The sequence below is a fragment of the Azospira restricta genome, assembly GCF_016858125.1.
GTDB lineage: Bacteria > Pseudomonadota > Gammaproteobacteria > Burkholderiales > Rhodocyclaceae > Proximibacter > Proximibacter restrictus.
The window spans coordinates 601,458-618,001 of sequence record NZ_CP064781.1 but is presented as its reverse complement, the minus strand read 5'-3'; the positions used below and the strand labels follow the sequence as shown (position 1 = coordinate 618,001).

Below are 16,544 nucleotides of genomic sequence, written 5' to 3'. Positions count from 1 at the left end.
GGGCGGCGCTCATTCCTCGCCGGCGGGGCGCCGGCAACCCGATTCGGTCACCATCGCGTCGAGCGGCAGGTCGTGCGCTTGCGGGCGGATGCTGTCCACGCGCTGGAAGTCGAAGCCGACGCCGATCGCCAGCGGGCGCGGCGACAGCGCCGCCAGCGTGCGGTCGAAGAAGCCGCCGCCGTAGCCGAGTCGGTAGTGGCCGGCATCGACGGCGTTCACCGGCAGCAGCAGCACTTCAGGCGTCAGGAAGTCGCCGTCGGTCGGCGTCGGGATGTCGTAGCGGTCCGGCAGCAGCGGCTGCTCCGGCCACCATTCGCGGAACGCCAGCGGCTCGCCCGGGCGCACCACCACCGGCAGCGCGACGCGGCCGCCGCGTGCGCGTAGCGCCGCGGCCAGCGGCAGCAGGTCGGGCTCGTTCTGCACCGGCCAACAGAAACCGACGATCCGCTCGGCGAGCGCCGGGAAGGCGGCGTCGAGGTGCGCGCGGATCGCCGCCGAACGGCGGGCGAGTTCGGCCGGCGGCAGCGCCTGCCGGCGCGCGATCATCTCGCGGCGCAATTTCTGCCGAAACTCGCCGTCTGCGGAACGTCTGTCCGTCGCCATTGTGCTATGCTCGCGGCACCCCGTTGATCCCCGCCGAGGCCCGGTTTTCCTGGGTCGCCGACGCTTTGCCGCAGCTTATCACATGACGTTTTTCCGCCGCACCGCGCTGCTTTCCGCCCTCCTGTTCGTCGCCCCGCTCGCCGCCGCCGCGCCGAGCGACGAGCGCCTGCTCGCCGCCCGCGACGCCTTCCGTGCCGGCGACCGCGCCAAGCTCGAGCGGCTGGCGCCGGAGCTGCGCGGCCACGACCTCGAGGACTACGTCGACTACTGGCTGCTGGTCGGCCGCCTGCCGGACCAGCTCGACGCCGCCAGCGCGCACGCCTTCCTCGCCCGCCACGAGCGCACCTACCTCGCCGAGAAGCTGCGCGGCGACTGGCTGAAGGCGCTCGGCAAGCAGCAGCAGTGGGGCGAATTCGATGCCGAGTACGGCAAGCTGGCGACCCCTGACCAAGAACTCGCCTGCTACGCGCTGCAGAGCCGGCGCGCGCGCGGCGACGCCGGCATGCTCGACGAAGCGCTGCCGCTGTGGCTGACGCTGCTCGAACCGCCCGAGCCGTGCTACCCAGTGCTCGAGGCGCTGATCTGGGAGAAGCGCGTGCTCGCCGACGAGGTCTGGGCGCGCGTGCGCCGGCAGTTCGAGGCGAACAGGCTCGCCGCCGCCCGCTACAGCACCAACTACCTGCCGCCGTCGCAGACGCCGAGCGCGGCGCAGCTCGACGCGGCGCTCGAGCGGCCGCTGCCGATGCTGGTCAAGCTGCCGGCGAACTGGGCCGACAAGCGCCTCGGCCGCGAGCTCGCCGTGCTCGCGATCCAGCGCATCGCGAAGAACGATCCGCGCCAGGCTGTCGAACAGCTGGAGAAGCTGGCGGCGAAGCTGGACGAGGGGCAGCGCGGCTGGGCCTGGGCGCAGATCGGCTGGCAGGCGGCGACGCGCCACCTGCCGGAAGCGGTCGGCTGGTTCCGCCAGGCCGGCGACGCGCCGCTCTCCGACGAGGTGGCGCAGTGGAAGGTGCGCGCCGCGCTGCGCGCACAGGAATGGGGGGTGGTGCACGCGACGATCGAGCGGATGCCGCCGGCGCTCGCCGCGCAGCCGGAATGGATCTACTGGCTCGGCCGCGCACACCTCGCCGGCGGCCGGCTGACCGAGGCGCAGGCGCTGTTCCAGAAGATTTCCGGGCAGCCGAACTTCTACGGCAACCTCGCCGACGACGAACTCGAGCGCCCGATCCGCGTGCCGCCGGCGGCGGCGGCGCCGACCCGCGACGAGCTCGCCGCCGCCGCCGGCAACCCGGGGCTGAAGCGGGCGCTGGCGTTGATCCGGCTGAACATGCGGGTCGAGGGGGTGCGCGAATGGAACTGGACGCTGCGCGGCATGAACGACCGCCAGCTGCTCGCCGCCGCCGAGCTGGCCAAGCGCAACGACGTCTTCGACCGCGCCATCGCCGCTGCCGACCGCACCAGGAGCGAGCACGACTACAGCCTGCGCTACCTGGCGCCGTTCAACGAGCAGGTGCGCCCCGCGGCGCAGAAGCAGGCGGTCGACGACGCCTGGGTGTACGGCCTGATGCGCCAGGAGAGCCGCTTCATCAGCAATGCCCGCTCCTCGGTCGGCGCCTCCGGGCTGATGCAGCTGATGCCGGCGACCGCGAAGTGGGTGGCGAAGAAAATCGGGCTGGCCAACTACCACCACGGCAACGTCAACGACACCGAGACCAACCTGTTGCTCGGCACCAGCTACATGCGCATGGTCATGGACAGCCTCGACAACCATCCGGTGCTCGCCTCCGCCGCCTACAATGCCGGCCCCGGCCGCGCCCGCAAGTGGCGCGCCGAACGGCCGCTGGAAGGCGCCATCTACGCCGAGACGATCCCCTTCAACGAGACGCGCGACTATGTGAAGAAGGTGATGAGCAACTCGGTCTATTACGCCGCATTGTTCGAGGGCCGGCCGCAGACGCTGAAGCCGCGGCTCGGCGTGATCGGTCCGCGTGCGGAGGCGGCGAAGGGCGAGGACCTGCCCTGACCGGCGTCCCGGCGGTGCCGGTGACGGCCGGCGGCGCCGTTCAGCGGGCCGCCTGGCGCGGCCGCAGCTCGCGGCCGGCCCAGCGGGCGAACTCGGCCTGCGTGCAGCTGCCCAGCCGGTGCCGGCCCTTGCCGTCGACGATGCGGTAGACCAGCACGTCGTGCTCCGGCCGCGCACCTGCGTGCCGCTCGACGATCTGGCGCACCGACCAGTGCCGCCCCGGGCGGCGGCTGCCGTAGCAGCGGCCGACGGCGAAGGCCGGCGGCGGCCCGCCGCGCTCTTCGCGCGCCAGCGCCAGCGACTGCTCGATCACTTCCTGCAATTCCTCCGGCCCGACGTCGACGACGACGTTCAAGCGCGCCAGCGCGCGGCGCACGTGCGTCGCGTCGGGTACCGTGTCGCCGGCGCCCGGCGCCGCGTCGACATGGACGTAGCGCATCAGGCTGGCCGGGTAGCGGCGCCAGGCGAACGGGTAGTTGAAGGCGATGCCGGCGGCGATCAGCAGCAGGCAGTTCACGCCGACCGGGTAGATCGCGTAGGCGAAGCCGAGCTGGTGGATCTCCGGGCCGCCGATCACCGCCGCCAAGGCGGTGGCGCCGCCGGGCGGGTGCAGGCAGCGCGCCGCGTGCATCGCGGCGATCGCCAGCGCCACCGCCGCCGCCGCGGCCAGCGTCGCCTCCGGCAGCAGGCGCTGGCAGGCGACGCCGACCAGCGCCGACAGCAGGTTGCCGGCGAGCACCGCCCACGGCTGCGCGAAGACGCTGTGCGGCGCGGCGAAGACGAGCACGGCGGCGGCGCCGAGCGAGGGCACGACGAAGATTGCGGCGCTGCGCCCGAGCAGCGCGTGCGTCGCCAGCAACGCGATGGCCATGCCCAGCAGCGCGCCGAGCGCGGCGGTCCATTGCTCGCTGAGATGCGGGACGGCGGCGGGGACGCCGAGAAAATTGCCGGCCTTGACGCGCCGGTCGGGATGCGGATGCTTCACGCCTGATTCCTGGGACGAGGGGCGGGGGTCGAACATCCGCCGTCGCCCGGCATTCTGAACGATTTGGCAAAAATATCAAGACATGATGTTTATCCGCAGGCGGCGAGCGTGCGCCGCGGCCGCCCGCGGCTTCTCCGGAACGCGCGCAAATGCCCCGCCGCGGCGGGATTTGCCTTAAAATACGGCCCTTTACGCCACCATAAACAAGTCGGATTCGATCATGATCAAGAATGCATTGCTTCTGGGAGGAAGCGGTTTCGTCGGTACCTGGATTGCCAACCGCCTGTCGAAGGCCGGTGTGCGCGTCACCATCCCGACCCGCCGCCGCGAGCGCAACAAGGCCAACATCATGCTGCCGACGGTCGAGGTGGTCGAAGCGAACATCCACGACGAGGCGACGCTGGTCGAGCTGATGCGCGGCCAGGACGTGGTCATCAACCTGGTCGGCGTGTTGCACGACCACGACTCGCGCCTGCCCTACGGCAAGGGCTTTGCCGCCGCCCACGTCGAGCTGCCGAAGAAGATCGTTGCCGCGATGAAGCAGGCCGGCGTCCGCCGCCTGGTGCACATGAGCGCGCTCGGCGCCGATCCGGCCGGATGTTCCGAGTACCTCCGCTCGAAGGGCGAGGGCGAGGCGATCGTCATGGCCGCCGCCAAGGACCTCGACGTCACCGTGTTCCGCCCGTCGGTGATCTTCGGCATCGGCGACAAGTTCCTCAACACCTTCGCCCGGGTCTTCAAGCTGGCGCCGTTCTTCGCCTCCGGCGGCATGAAGGCGAAGTTCCAGCCGGTCTATGTCGGCGACGTCGCCGACGCCTTCGTCGCCTGCATCGAGAATCTCGCCACCTTCGGCCAGCGCTACGAGCTGTGCGGCCCGAAGGTCTATACGCTGCGCCAGCTGGTCGAGTACGTGCGCGAGCTGACCGGCAACCAGCACAAGAAGGTCAAGGAACTCTCCGACCTGTGGGCCTACCTGCAGGCCGGCATCCTGTGGCTGCTGCCGAACCCGCCGATGTCGCCGGACAACCTGCGCTCGATGGACGTCGACAGCGTCGCCAGCGCCGACGGCCAGACCTACCCGGGCTGGAACCCGACGGCGCTGGAAGCGGTCGCGCCGACCTACCTCGGCAAGGTGGCGCCGAAGTCCAAGCTCGACGACTTCCGCTACCACGCCGGCCGCTGAGCCGGCCCAGCCCATCCGCAAGGGGAGACGAAGCATGCGCCAGCTCGTGATCGCCGACAAGAACCTCTCCTCGTGGTCGCTGCGCCCCTGGCTGGCGCTCTCGGTCGCCGGCATCGACTTCGCCGAGGTGAACATCCGCCTCGGCCAGCCGGACACGCGGCACCAGATTCTCCGTTACTCGCCGTCGGGCAAGGTCCCGTGCCTGATCGACGGCAGGATCGTGGTCTGGGATTCGCTGGCGATCTGCGAATACGCCGCCGAGCTGGCGCCCACGCTGTGGCCGGCCGATGCCGCCGCCCGCGCCGAGGCGCGCGCGGTCAGCGCCGAGATGCATGCCGGTTTCGCGGCGCTGCGCCAGAACATGCCGATGGAGGTCTGCGCGCTCAAGCCGGGCGAAGGGCGCACCCAGGACAGCGAGGCCGACATCGCGCGCATCCTCGCGCTGTGGGAAGCCTGCCGCGTCCGCCATGGCGCCGGCGGCCCCTTCCTGTTCGGCGCCTTCTCGATCGCCGATGCGATGTACGCGCCGGTCGTCTGGCGTTTCGTCACCTATGCCGTCGCCGTGCCGCCGGTCGTCCGCGCCTGGATGGACGCGATGCTGGCGCTGCCGGCGATGCAGGCGTGGCGCGCCGGCGCCGCCGCCGAGTTGGCGGCCCGTCCGGCCTGAGCTTCCCCCGTTCCCGCGTGCCGTCGCGCCCGAAAAAGGACCTGCCGCCGCTGCGGGCCTACGTCGTCGGTGGCGCCGTGCGCGACCGCCTGCTCGGGCTGCCGGTGCAGGACCGCGACCACGTGGTCGTCGGTGCCACGCCGGCGGATATGCTGGCGCGCGGCTTCCGCCCGGTCGGCAAGGACTTCCCGGTCTTCCTGCATCCGGCGACCAACGAGGAATACGCGCTCGCCCGCACCGAGCGCAAGACCGCGCCCGGCTACGCCGGCTTCGCCTTCCACGCGGCGCCGGAGGTGACGCTGGAAGAGGACCTCGCCCGCCGCGACCTGACCATCAACGCGATGGCCGAAAGCGAGGACGGCACGCTGGTCGATCCCTACGGCGGCCGCCGCGACCTCGCCGCGCGCGTCTTCCGCCATGTCGGCCCGGCCTTCGTCGAGGATCCGGTGCGCATCCTGCGCGTCGCCCGCTTCGCCGCGCGCTTCGCCGAGTTCACGGTGGCACCGGAAACGCGGGCGCTGATGCAGGCGATGGTCGATAACGGCGAGGTCGACGCGCTGGTGCCCGAGCGCGTCTGGCAGGAGCTGGCGCGCGGGCTGATGGAGGCGGTGCCGTCGCGGATGTTCGCCGTGTTGCGCGAGTGCGGCGCGCTGGCCCGTCTGCTGCCCGAACTCGACCGCCTGTGGGGTGTCCCGCAGCGCGCCGACTACCACCCGGAGATCGACACCGGCGTGCATGTGATGCTGGTCATCGACGCCGCGGCGCGCGCCGGCGGCGCGCTGCCGGTGCGCTTCGCCGCGCTGCTGCACGACCTCGGCAAGGGCACGACGCCGGCGGCCGAATGGCCGCGCCACATCGCCCACGAGCAGCGCAGCGTCAAGCTGGCCGAAGCGGTCTGCGCGCGCCTGAAGGTGCCGGCCGACTGCCGCGACCTGGCCGTGCTCGCCGCGCGCTACCACGGCGACATCCACCGCGCCGCCGAGCTGCGCGCCGATACCGTCGTCCGCCTGATCGAGCGCTGCGATGCGCTGCGCCGGCCGCAGCGCTTCCTGCAGCTGCTCGATGCCTGTGCCGCCGACTTCAACGGCCGCCTCGGCTGGGCAGACCGGCCCTATGCCCCGGCGGCGATTCTGCGGCAGGCGCTGGCGGCGGTGCAGGCGGTGCCAGCCGGCGACATCGCGCGCGCCTGTGCCGACGCGCCGGAGCTTATCCGCGAACGCATCCACGCCGCCCGCGTGGCGGCCGTGGCGGCGCTCAAAACAGCCGGCTGATGGCGACGAACAGCAGCGACAGCAGCAGCGTCGTCGCAAACGGGAAGAAATAGTCGCGGCCGCGCCAGCGCAGCGTCACGTCGCCGGGCAGCCGCCGCCCCGGCAGATGCCGGCGCAGCGCCGGCGTCAGCAGGCCGAGCACGATCACGACGACGGCGACCGTCAGCAGCCACTTGGCCATCAGCGGCCACGCCGCTCGGCGAGCTTTTGCAGCACCGGCGGCAGCGTTTCGCGACGCTCGCCGGCGGCGGCGAAGGCCTGCCGCGCTTCCGTCTTGCGCCCCGCATCGTCCAGCGCCAGCGCCAGGCCCAGCCACCACCGCCCGTCGTCGGGCTGCAGAGTGACCGCGCGCCGGTAAGCCGCTGCAGCGTCCGTCGGCCGCTTCAGCTGGCGCAGCACGGTACCGGCGAAGCCCTGGTATTCGGCATCGCGGCCGGCATGCGCCAGCGAGCGTTCGAGCACGCGCCAGGCCGCCGCCCAGTCGCGTGTCTCGGCATGCAGCCGCGCCAGGCGCTTGGCAGCGGCGACGCGCGACGGGTCGCGGTCGACGACGATTTCGAGCGGTGCGGCGAGGTCGGCGAAGGCGGTCGCCGCTGCCGTCGCTGCGGTCGCGCTGCCGACGAGCGTCGCCAGCAGCAACGCGGCCGCCCCGGCTACTGGACCGCGCATTGCGTCTGGTTGTCGCGGCCGATGCCGGTGCCGCTCGCGTTGTTCTGGCTGACCGCCTGCGGCATCGTCACGCGGATGCCCTCCTGCGGCGGCCGGATCACCGGTGGCGTCAGGCTGTCGCGGACGAAGCCGAACTGGCCGGCGCTGATCAGCTGCTGGCCGGCGGTATTGGTGACGACGATGGCGCCGTTGGCGACGTCGACGTGCAGGCCGTTGTCGGGTGCCTGCCCGGACACCGTCGGCACCCCGATGCAATTGTCGGCGCACAGCAGCGCGCCGAAGTGGGTGCCGCGGATGCCGATCGTCGCCGTCGTCGTCTGCACCTTGTAGGCGTCGCGGTTGCGCTTGCCGATCAGGCCGGTGATCGCGCGCAGGCCGCCGCGCAGCAGGCCGAGGACGACGCTGTCGCCGCCCGGCTTCTGCTCGTCGTAGGCGTAGCTGGCGATCTTCAGCGCGGTTTCCGGCCGCATCACCACCTCGCCGCCGTCGGCGAACTTGATCCGCGCGTAGGTGTCGCGCTGCGTCGTCAGCTCGTCGCCCTCCTGGATCTCGGAACTGATCGACAGCAGCTTGCTGCTGCCGTCGGCGCGCTTCGCCGAGATCGTTCCCGAGAGATGCGTCACCGTGCCGGCCGGCCCGGCGGTCGCGAGCGAGGCGGCGAGCAGCAGTGCGCCGGCGGTCAGCAGCTTAGGCGCTGCACTGGGCGGGTTTCTTCTTCGCATTCCTGTCTTCCTGTTTGCTGCCGCTGGTCGAGGTCCCCTGCGCGGTCGACGATGCGCCGTCGCCGCTGCTTGTAGTGCCATCGCCGCTCGTCGTGCCGCCGAAGGTGTCGCCGGTGCCGCCGATCGTCTGCGTCGTTTCGGTGGTGCTTGTCGTCGTGCTGCTGGTCGTTGTCGTCGCCGCGACCAGCGTCGCCGAGTTGGTGGTCTGGCTGGTGTCGCCGGCGGATGTGGATGTCGAGAGGGTCGCGGCGATGATCGCGTCGGACACCGGGTTGCTGAGGATGCCGTAGGTGACGTCGAGTCCCTGGCCGAGGTCGGTCAGCGCACCGCCGACCTTGTAGCCGCCGGCGAAGCTCGCGGCGCCGTCGATCAGCGAGCCGCCCGCCGAGAGTCCGGGGAAGAACAGCGTGATCAGGCCCCCGTAGGGCTGCGTCGCGTCGGTCGAGTTCAGGTAGGAACCGTTGTACATCGCGATGCCGGGGCCGCCGACGACCAGGTCGAGGACGCCGCCGTTGGCGCTGATCGTGCCGCTGCCGCCGGCCGCGGCGCCCAGCGTCAGGCCGCCGAGCGCCTTGCCGACGATCCCCTGGGCGGCGCTGACGCTGCCGGTCACGCTCATCGGCCCCTCGGCGATGAAGTAGAGGTTGCCGGCGGTGCTGAGCAGGCTGCCGCCGTTGATGGCCAGCGTGCCCGGTGTATAGACGAAGGTGTCGCTGAAGCCGGACAGCGTGCCGGCGACGTCGATCGAACTGGCGGCGACGCCGAGCGTGCCCATGCCGGCGGTGATCGTCCTGCCGGCGGCGATGCTCAGCAGGCCGCCGGCCAACACGGCATTGTTCGTGCCCTGCAGCGAGACGTTGCCGCCGGTCACGCTGAGGTTGCCGCCGGCGACGAGGGTGCCGTCGCCGCTCATCGTCAGCGTGCCGCCAGCGAAGGTCAGGTCGCCGCCGGCGGCGAGCAGGTCCTTGGCGCCGCTCATCGACAGCGAGGCCGACACCTGGATGTCGCCGCTGGCGCCGATCGCCGCGCCGGCACCGGTCTTCGGCGTCAGCATCAGCGTCGTGCCGCCGCCGATATCGAGGTTGCCGTAGCGGAAGTAGCTGACGTTGCCTTCGCTCGTCGCGGCGCTGGCGGTGAGGCCGGCGTAGTTGACCGCGGTGGTGCCGACGTCGCGGATCACGATGCTGCCGTAGGGGCCGCCGTTGACGTTGGCCGTGACCTGGCCGCTGGTGGCGACGTCGGCGCTGATCGCCAGCGTGCCGGCGACCGGCGTGCCGACCTGGCTGGTCAACGCGATGTTGCCGGCGCCGGTCGTCAGGTTGACGGTGCCGCTGCCGTTGTCGTCGAGGATCTGCCCCTGCGCGCTGACCGAGATGTTCGAGGTGCCGGTCGTGGTCAAGGTGCCGAGGGCGATCGAGGTGCTGCCGATGTCGCCGACGACGTCGATGGCGCCGGTCGCGTTGATCGTCGTGATGTGCGTCGTGTTGCCGTTCGCCGTGTGGTAGCTGACCGGACCGCCCGCGGTGAGGGTGACGAAGTCGACGTAGTCGTTGCCGAGGAAACTGATGCTGCTGCCGGCGCTGGCTGTCAGCGAGGCGGTGCGCAGCGTGCTGTTGGCCGGCAGCGAGATCGCGCCGCTGGTCGCGGTCAGCTTGACCGAACCGCCCATCGATCCGTCCCAGTTGCCGATCGCGGAATTGGCGGTGGTGGTGATCGCACTGGCGCGGATCTCGACCGCGGCGCTGCCGGTGGCGGCGCCGATCATCGCCTGGTTGGTGGCGTTGCTGCCGTTCATCGACAGCGCGCCGGTGACGTCGAGGAAAATGTCGGAACTGGCGTCCCAGCCGATCACCGCGCCGGCGCCCATGCCGTAGTCGCCGGTGGCGTTGCTGTTGCCGGCGGTCAGCGTCGCGCTGCCGCCGACGGTGATGTCCTGCGTCGGGGCGGTGATCATCGCCGCGCCGGCCGGCGAGGCGCCGCCGCCGCCGCCAGTCAGGCTCAGAGCGCCGGTGATGCTGATCAGCTGCGAGGTCTCGCTGCCGATGCTGGCCTCGTTCTCCAGCGAGTTGTTGCCGCCGGTCAGCGTGACGTTGCCGGTGGCGACCACCTGCTGGGCGCCGTCGGCCTCGATGAAGGCGCCGGTGGCCGTGCCGCTGCCGCCGCTCAGCTGGATGTTCGCGCCCTTCACGAGCTGGCTGCCCTTGGCGAAGATGCTGGCGTCGTTGCTCAGCTGGTAGTCGTTGCCGGCGACGACCACCGTCGTGCCGCCGCTGCTGCCGCCGGCCAGTGTGATCGCCGGGTTGTTGGCGGTCGAGCTCCAGATCTTCTGCTGGCCGGCGCTGTTGTTGTGCTCGATCGCGGCGAAGTTGTTGGTGCCGTTGCTGCCGCCGGTGAGTTGCAGCGAGCCGCCGGCGACGAAGTCGATTTCCTGCCCGCCGGACCCCGAGTTCCAGATCGAGGCGTGGTTGTTGCTGGACGGACAGCCGCCGCAGCCCGCCGGCGCATAGCCGAGGGTGCCGGTGCCGGTGCCCCCCTGCAGGTTGAGCTGACCGCCGCCGGTGATGGTGATCTTCTGGCTGCCGCTGCTGCTTTCCTGGGCAATCTTGGCGAAGTTGTTGTAGCCGTCGCCGCCGGTGCCGGCGCCGCCGGTCAGCGTCAAGATGTTGGCCTTGACCGATTGCGTGCCCCAGGCGGCGATCTCGGCGTAGTTGTCGCGTCCGCCGAAGGCCGCGCTGCCGCCGCCGGCGACGGTGATGGTGCCGGTCGCCTCGATCGTCTGGCTGGCCTGGCTGCGGATGCGCGCCCAGTAGTTGCTCGACGCCGCGCTGGTATTGGGATCGGCCTTGACCTCGATGTTGGTCGCCTTGACCGTCTGCAGCCCGCCGCCGTTGTAGTCGATGATCGCCTGGCCGCCGATGCCGCCGTGCAGCAGCACGCTGCCGCCGGCTTCGATCCACTGCGCGCCGCCGGCGGAGGAGAGCAGTGCGCTGCCACCGGCCGCGGTGGCGTCGAGCTTGATGTCGTTCCGGGCAAGGATTTTCAGTTGGCCCTGCGTCTGGATGTACGAATTCTTCAGCCAGACGCTGCCGGCGGTTCCGGTCGCAGCCGGCGCCGCGAAGCTGCCGTTCCAGCCGGCGACCAGGCCGATGTCGCCGGCGGCGGAGTTGATGATGCCGCCGCCGTTGAAGGTGATGTTGCGGTGGGCGAGGAAGGTCAGCGCGTTGGTGCTGCTGTAGCTGTACATGTTGCTGGCGAAGGTGATGTCGCCGTTGGCCGAGCCCGGCCCGCTGGTCGACAGCGCGACGTTGCCGAGCGCCAGCTGGCCGACGATCGTGCTCCAGTGGATGTTGGACGAGGCGCCGCCGCTGCTGGTGAACGCGTAGTCGGTCGGCGACGGGGAACCGGGCGGGTTCCACGTGCCGTTGATGCTTTCGCCGGCGGAATTGTCGATGGTGATGTCGTTCGGATCGAGCAGCAGCGTGCCGGCCTTGCCGTTCGGCGCCCGGGTGTCGGTCAGCCCCCGGTAGTCGAGATGGCCCTTGGCCGAGACCTCGACGAAGCCGCCGTCGCCGCCCTTCGCGCCGCCGCGCGCCGAAATCGTGCCGTAGGCGCGCGTCGTGTCGTCGGCCCAGACGATCACCTTGCCGCCGTCGCCGGACTGCAGCGCGTCGGCGCGGATCGTCGCCGCCCCGTCCAGATAGCTGATCTGCGCGTTGCGCACCTCGGCATTGCTGCCCTGATAGTCGCCGCCGACCAGTACCGTGCCGCCGCCGGTGGCGCCGGAGGCGTCGATGTCGGCGCCGGCGAAGAGGCCGACCCGGTCGCCGAGCAGCTCGACGCGGCCGCCGCCGCTCGTGTTGCCGGTCGCGGAAATGCTGCCGGCGACGGTGGTCAGGCCGCCGCCATCGACCGTGATCGAGCCGCCCTGCGTGCCGTCGGCCCGGGTCGTCGACCCGGTCGCCAACTCGGCGCTCTGCGTCGCCTTCAGGAAGATGCGGCCGCCCTCGCGGACGAGGCTGGCGGTGCTGGCCGTTCCCTGTTGGCGGACGATGGCGCCGACCATGCCGATGCGGCCGGATTCGGCGAGCAGCTGGCCGACGTTGAGCGCCTCGCCGCCGGCGCTGACGGCGACCTTGACGCCCGGCGTGCCGGAGTCGATCAGCTCGACGCTGCGTCCGGCGGCGAGGACGACCTCGCCGTTCGGTGCCTGCATGATGCCGTGGTTGGCGACGTTCGGCGCGATCAGGTAGACGCTGCCGCCGGAGGTGCTCTTGATCGTGCCGAAGTTGTTCACGTCGCCGGCGCCGGCGACCTCGGTGAAATTGAGCCGGTTGGCGAGAAAGTCGGCGTCGGAGAGCATCAGCGACGAGGCGACGAAGCCGCCGACGTCGATCACCGCGCCGGCGCCGATCAGCGTGCCGGCCGGGTTGATCAGGAAGACCTTGCCCGGCGACTGCAGCACGCCGAGGATTTCCGACGGCGCGATGACCAGCCGGCCGTCGACGGAGACGCCGACGACGCGGTTGAGCACGCTGCTGCTCGTTCCCTGGTTGAAGACGACGGTCTCGCCACGGCCGATCGAGAAGCTGCCCCAGTTGATGATCGCGCGGTTGGAGTTGGTGACGGTCAGCGTGTTGCCGTTCTGCGCGAAGGCGGCGTTGCCGCTGGCGACGTTGCCGCCGCTCGGCAGCGCCGCCGCACCCTGCGCGAAGCAGGCCGCGAGCGCGGCGCAGATCAGCTTCAGCGGCCAGCGGCCGGGTTCGTTGCGAGCCATGGTTCCCCCGAATTCGCTCGATCAAGTTTGCAGGCTACGACCCCCGGCGGGCGACCGCAAGCCGCCGCCGACGGCCGGTCGTCAGAAGCCGACGACGATGTTGAAATGCCCCAGCCAGTCGCCGTTGCGGGTCTTCGAGGCATCGCTCAGGTCTTCCGCCGGGCCGGCGTCGACGACGCTGGCGACGTCGAAGCGGACCTGCACGTCCTTTTTGTAGCTGTAGCGCAGGCCGAGGCCGGCGCTCATGATGCCGGCCGGCTCGGTGCCGGTACGGCCGGCGTCGCGCGTCGGCATGCCGTAGCTGTAGCCGCGCGCGGCGTCGACGAAGAGCAGCGGCCGCAGGTTGCCGGGCAGCGTCAAGAGCGGCGCCACGTCGGGCGCGTAGAGCTCGACGTTCACGACGTAGCCGGAGTCGGCGGCGACGGTGCGCTCGTGGAAGCCGCGCACGGTCTGCGCGCCGGAGAGGCCGATCTGCTCCGCCGGCGGCAGCGGATAGCGGAAGCTCGACTGCAGCGAGCCGGCGACGCGTGCCATCCAGTTCGCCGGCAGCAGCTGCGAAACGCTGCCGCCGAGGCGGAGCACGGTGAAGTCGTCGCGCGTGTTGCGGTTGCCGGCGACCAGCGAGTAGCGGTCGTTGCCGGTCTTGCCGTCGACGGTGCTGTATTCGTGGTGCTGGCCGGTGGCGAGGTTGTAGGCGAGGCCGGCGCTGAAGTCGCCGGCGACGCCCGGGCGCTGCCAGGTGCCGGCGTAGGTGGCGCTGAGCGGCCGCGTCGTGTACGGCGTGCAGCCGGCGGAGAGCCCCTTCAGGTAGTCCTTCTCGCCGCTGGGGCCGGTGCAGGTGGTGGCGATCGCCCGGACGTCCCAGCCGACGATCAGCTTGGTCGACCACTCGCCGCGGCGCTGGAAATAGTGGTTCCAGCGGATGCCGTAGAGCTCGCCCTTGCCGGTCAGGTTCTCGAAGGCGCCCAGCGTGAAGGCGGCGGCCGGCGTGTCGATGTTCGACTTGGCGTAGAAGAGGTCGATGCTGTCGCCGATGCCGTAGAGCGGGAAACGGTAGCCGAGGCTGTAGATGTCGACCTTGGTGCCGTCCGGCTTGTCGGGCGAGCCGGTGTAGGCGAAGGTCGCGGTGTGGTCGCGGTCCCACAGGTTCGAGTGGCGCAGGCCGACGCCGAGGCGGTGGCGGCCGGTGAGGCGGGTGCCGGTGTTGTCGGCGTTGACGAAGCCGCGGAACGGGCGCTCGTCCTCGACATTGACGGTCGCGTCGAGCTGGCCCGGATGCTTTTCCGAGAGCGCCAGCACGACGTCGAGCTGCTTCGCCGGGTTCTCGTTGGCGAGCTGGATGTTCTCCGAGAGCAGGCGCGCGTTCGGCGTCTTTCCCTCCTGCAGAGAGGGCAGCGTGGCGCGGATGTTGGCTTCGCTGAAATGCCGGTTGCCGGCGACGGTGACGGTGGCCACCGGCGTTTCGCGGACCTCGAGGCGCAGCGTGCCGCCGGTCAGTTCCTGCTCCGGCGTGATCACCTGCACCGCGGTGTAGCCGGCGGCGCGATAGGCGCCTTCGAGCGCCTCCAGCGCCATCTGGATGTCGCGAAAGCCTTTGTCCGGGCCGACGAAGGGGGCGGTCAGCCGGCGCACGGCGTCGTCGGCGAGCAGCGTGTTGCCGCCGACCTCGATCCGCCGGATCTCGAACAGCTCTTCGGCCGTCGCCGTGCCGGTGGCGACGAGCAATGCGGCGGCGATGCCGCGGCAGAAATTCTTGCGCAGTGCCGGGATCATCGGAATTTTCCAGAATTGTCTTTATGAACCTTTCCCATCTTACTGAATTTCATCCTGTTTTTGATGAAAAATGTAGCGGTGACGGTAGCGGCCGCGAAAATGTTGCGGCCAAGCAACGCCGATCGCGTCCGCGACGCCGACGGCAAGCGCAACAGATTCCGGAAAACGCCGCCGGCGGCGACAATCGGGCGGATGATAACTCTCTACACGTGGGCCACCCCCAACGGTCGCAAGGTCTCGATCATGCTCGAGGAGTGCGGCATCCCCTACACGGTCCGGCCGGTCGATATCACCCGCGGCGAACAGTTCGCCGCCGAATTCGTCGCCATCAACCCGAACGCGAAGATTCCCGCGATCGTCGACGACGACGGGCCGCTGACTGTCTTCGAGTCCGGTGCGATCCTCGTCTATCTCGCCGAGAAATGCGGCCGCCTGCTGCCGACCGCCGGGCCGGCGCGCTACGCCGTGCTGCAGTGGCTGATGTTCCAGATCGGCGGCGTCGGGCCGATGTTCGGCCAGGCGCACCACTTCCTGCGCTTCGCGCCGGCGCCGGTGCCCTACGCGATCGAACGCTACGGGAAGGAGACGCGGCGGCTCTACGGCGTGCTCGAGGCGCGGCTGGGCGAAGCCGAATACCTCGCCGGCGACTATTCGATTGCCGACATCGCGACCTTCCCGTGGGTCGCGCGGCACGCCTGGCAGCAGGTCGAGCTCGCCGATTTTCCGCAGGTCGGCCGCTGGTTCGAGACCGTCGGTGCGCGGCCGGCGGTGCAGCGCGGCATGGCGGTGCCGGCATGATCGCCCGCCGCGTCGGTAGCCTCGAAGTCCTCTCCTGCGAACCGCCGCAGCGCCGCCGCGCGGCGCCGCTGCTGTTCGTGCACGGCGCCTTCGCCGGCGCCTGGGTGTGGGACGAGCACTTCCTGCCCTGGTTCGCGGCGCAGGGTTTTTCCGCGCACGCGCTGTCCTTGCGCGGCCACGGCGGCAGCGACGGGCACGGGCGCATCGACTGGTGCAGCATCCACGACTACGTCGAGGACGTCGCGGCGGTTGCCGCCGACCTCGACGCGGCGCCGGTGCTGATCGGCCACTCGATGGGCGGCTTCGTCGTGCAGAAGTATCTCGAGCACCACTCGGCACCGGCGGCGGTGCTGATGTGCTCGGTGCCGCCGCAGGGCCTGGTTGCCGCGCAGTTCTCGCTGCTCTTCGAAAAACCCGGGTTGATGATCGAGATCAACCGCCTGCTCGGCGGCGGCAACGTCGCGCTCGGCGTGCTGCGCGAGGCGCTGTTCGCGCAGGAAGTGAGCGACGACACGCTCGCCCGCTACTACCGGCTGATGCAGCCGGAATCGCAGCGCGCGATCTGGGACATGTCGATGTTCGGGCTGCCCAACCTGCCGGCGATGCGCCGGCCGCCGTTGCTGGTGCTCGGCGCCGAGAAGGACGTGCTGATCCCGCCTTTCCTGGTGCAGTCGACGGCGCGCACCTACGGCGTGCCGGACCGGATTTTCCGCGGCCTCGGCCACGGCGTGATGCTGGAACGGGACTGGCAGCACGTCGCGGAAACGATCCGCGACTGGCTGCAGGAGGTCGCCGGCTAGGCGAACAGGTCGACCTTGCCGCCGAGGTGCGGCGGGTTGTTGTACGGCGCCGGCTGCGGCAGCGCCGCGAGCAGCTGCGCGGCGTTCTGCGCCTGGAGGTCGAGCGCCTTCTTCAGCACCAGCGTGCCGACGGCGTCGCCGGCCTGTTGGGCGGACAGTGCGGAAACGGTGCTGGCGACGGCGGCTAGATCCATCTCGAAACTCCTCGGGAACGACTCCATTATCGCCCGCTTCCCGGCGAAGTAAAGCGGGCTCAACCTTTTTGCGGCCCGTCCG

General features: G+C 70.8%; 14 protein-coding genes. 6 read left to right on the top strand and 8 right to left on the bottom strand.

The features are described 5' to 3' along the window. Window positions 1-9: 9 nt before the first annotated feature. On the bottom strand, window positions 10-603 hold the full coding sequence (locus IWH25_RS02935; protein WP_203387867.1) for a 5-formyltetrahydrofolate cyclo-ligase: 594 nt from the start codon (window positions 601-603) through the stop codon (window positions 10-12). A gap of 82 nt (window positions 604-685) precedes the next feature. On the opposite strand from IWH25_RS02935, the gene IWH25_RS02930 reads away from it, so the two are divergent. Further along, the gene (locus IWH25_RS02930; protein ID WP_203387866.1) at window positions 686-2,626 is read left to right on the top strand and encodes a lytic transglycosylase domain-containing protein; all 1,941 of its coding nucleotides are present in this window, start codon (window positions 686-688) and stop codon (window positions 2,624-2,626) included. A gap of 40 nt (window positions 2,627-2,666) precedes the next feature. Here the strand turns inward: IWH25_RS02930 and IWH25_RS02925 are convergent, their stop codons facing one another. Then, a complete protein-coding gene (locus IWH25_RS02925) occupies window positions 2,667-3,611 on the bottom strand; it encodes an HPP family protein (RefSeq protein ID WP_238998981.1) in 945 nt (314 codons plus the stop codon). 220 nt (window positions 3,612-3,831) lie between these two features. Here IWH25_RS02925 and IWH25_RS02920 point away from each other — a divergent pair, with 220 nt between their 5' ends. From IWH25_RS02920 to IWH25_RS02910, 3 genes are read left to right on the top strand one after another with little or no spacing between them, the layout of a single operon-like run. Next, the gene (locus IWH25_RS02920; protein WP_203387864.1) at window positions 3,832-4,794 is read left to right on the top strand and encodes a complex I NDUFA9 subunit family protein; all 963 of its coding nucleotides are present in this window, start codon (window positions 3,832-3,834) and stop codon (window positions 4,792-4,794) included. Window positions 4,795-4,828: 34 nt separating this feature from the next. Then, window positions 4,829-5,461: a glutathione S-transferase family protein gene (locus IWH25_RS02915; protein WP_203387863.1), complete on the top strand. Its 633-nt coding sequence runs from the start codon at window positions 4,829-4,831 to the stop codon at window positions 5,459-5,461. A 50-nt stretch (window positions 5,462-5,511) separates the two neighbouring features. Next, window positions 5,512-6,732 carry a multifunctional CCA addition/repair protein gene (locus IWH25_RS02910; RefSeq protein ID WP_203389135.1) on the top strand — a complete coding sequence of 407 codons (1,221 nt, stop codon included), beginning with the start codon at window positions 5,512-5,514 and terminating at the stop codon, window positions 6,730-6,732. Here the strand turns inward: IWH25_RS02910 and IWH25_RS02905 are convergent. The 5 genes from IWH25_RS02905 to IWH25_RS02885 form a co-directional block, all read right to left on the bottom strand. Beyond that, window positions 6,716-6,913 (bottom strand): DUF2905 domain-containing protein, encoded by a 198-nt coding sequence (locus IWH25_RS02905; RefSeq protein ID WP_203387862.1) that lies wholly within the window; start codon window positions 6,911-6,913, stop codon window positions 6,716-6,718. The genes IWH25_RS02910 and IWH25_RS02905 overlap by 17 nt on opposite strands. Beyond that, window positions 6,913-7,401 carry a tetratricopeptide repeat protein gene (locus IWH25_RS02900; RefSeq protein WP_203387861.1) on the bottom strand — a complete coding sequence of 163 codons (489 nt, stop codon included), beginning with the start codon at window positions 7,399-7,401 and terminating at the stop codon, window positions 6,913-6,915. The genes IWH25_RS02905 and IWH25_RS02900 overlap by 1 nt, the downstream gene beginning before the upstream one ends. After that, the gene (locus tag IWH25_RS02895) at window positions 7,386-8,123 is read right to left on the bottom strand and encodes a FecR family protein (protein WP_203387860.1); all 738 of its coding nucleotides are present in this window, start codon (window positions 8,121-8,123) and stop codon (window positions 7,386-7,388) included. Before IWH25_RS02895 ends, IWH25_RS02900 begins: the two co-directional genes overlap by 16 nt. Then, window positions 8,089-12,897, bottom strand: a complete 4,809-nt coding sequence (locus IWH25_RS02890) for a beta strand repeat-containing protein (RefSeq protein WP_203387859.1) — start codon at window positions 12,895-12,897, stop codon at window positions 8,089-8,091. Before IWH25_RS02890 ends, IWH25_RS02895 begins: the two co-directional genes overlap by 35 nt. Before the next feature lie 81 nt (window positions 12,898-12,978). After that, the gene (locus IWH25_RS02885) at window positions 12,979-14,670 is read right to left on the bottom strand and encodes a ShlB/FhaC/HecB family hemolysin secretion/activation protein (RefSeq protein WP_203387858.1); all 1,692 of its coding nucleotides are present in this window, start codon (window positions 14,668-14,670) and stop codon (window positions 12,979-12,981) included. A 192-nt stretch (window positions 14,671-14,862) separates the two neighbouring features. Here IWH25_RS02885 and IWH25_RS02880 point away from each other — a divergent pair, with 192 nt between their 5' ends. Both IWH25_RS02880 and IWH25_RS02875 read left to right on the top strand, forming a co-directional pair. Further along, window positions 14,863-15,468: a glutathione S-transferase family protein gene (locus IWH25_RS02880; RefSeq protein WP_203387857.1), complete on the top strand. Its 606-nt coding sequence runs from the start codon at window positions 14,863-14,865 to the stop codon at window positions 15,466-15,468. Continuing rightward, the gene (locus IWH25_RS02875; RefSeq protein WP_203387856.1) at window positions 15,465-16,268 is read left to right on the top strand and encodes an alpha/beta hydrolase; all 804 of its coding nucleotides are present in this window, start codon (window positions 15,465-15,467) and stop codon (window positions 16,266-16,268) included. The genes IWH25_RS02880 and IWH25_RS02875 overlap by 4 nt, the downstream gene beginning before the upstream one ends. Here the strand turns inward: IWH25_RS02875 and IWH25_RS02870 are convergent. Continuing rightward, window positions 16,265-16,462: a YjfB family protein gene (locus IWH25_RS02870; RefSeq protein ID WP_203387855.1), complete on the bottom strand. Its 198-nt coding sequence runs from the start codon at window positions 16,460-16,462 to the stop codon at window positions 16,265-16,267. The genes IWH25_RS02875 and IWH25_RS02870 overlap by 4 nt on opposite strands. Window positions 16,463-16,544: the final 82 nt, after the last annotated feature.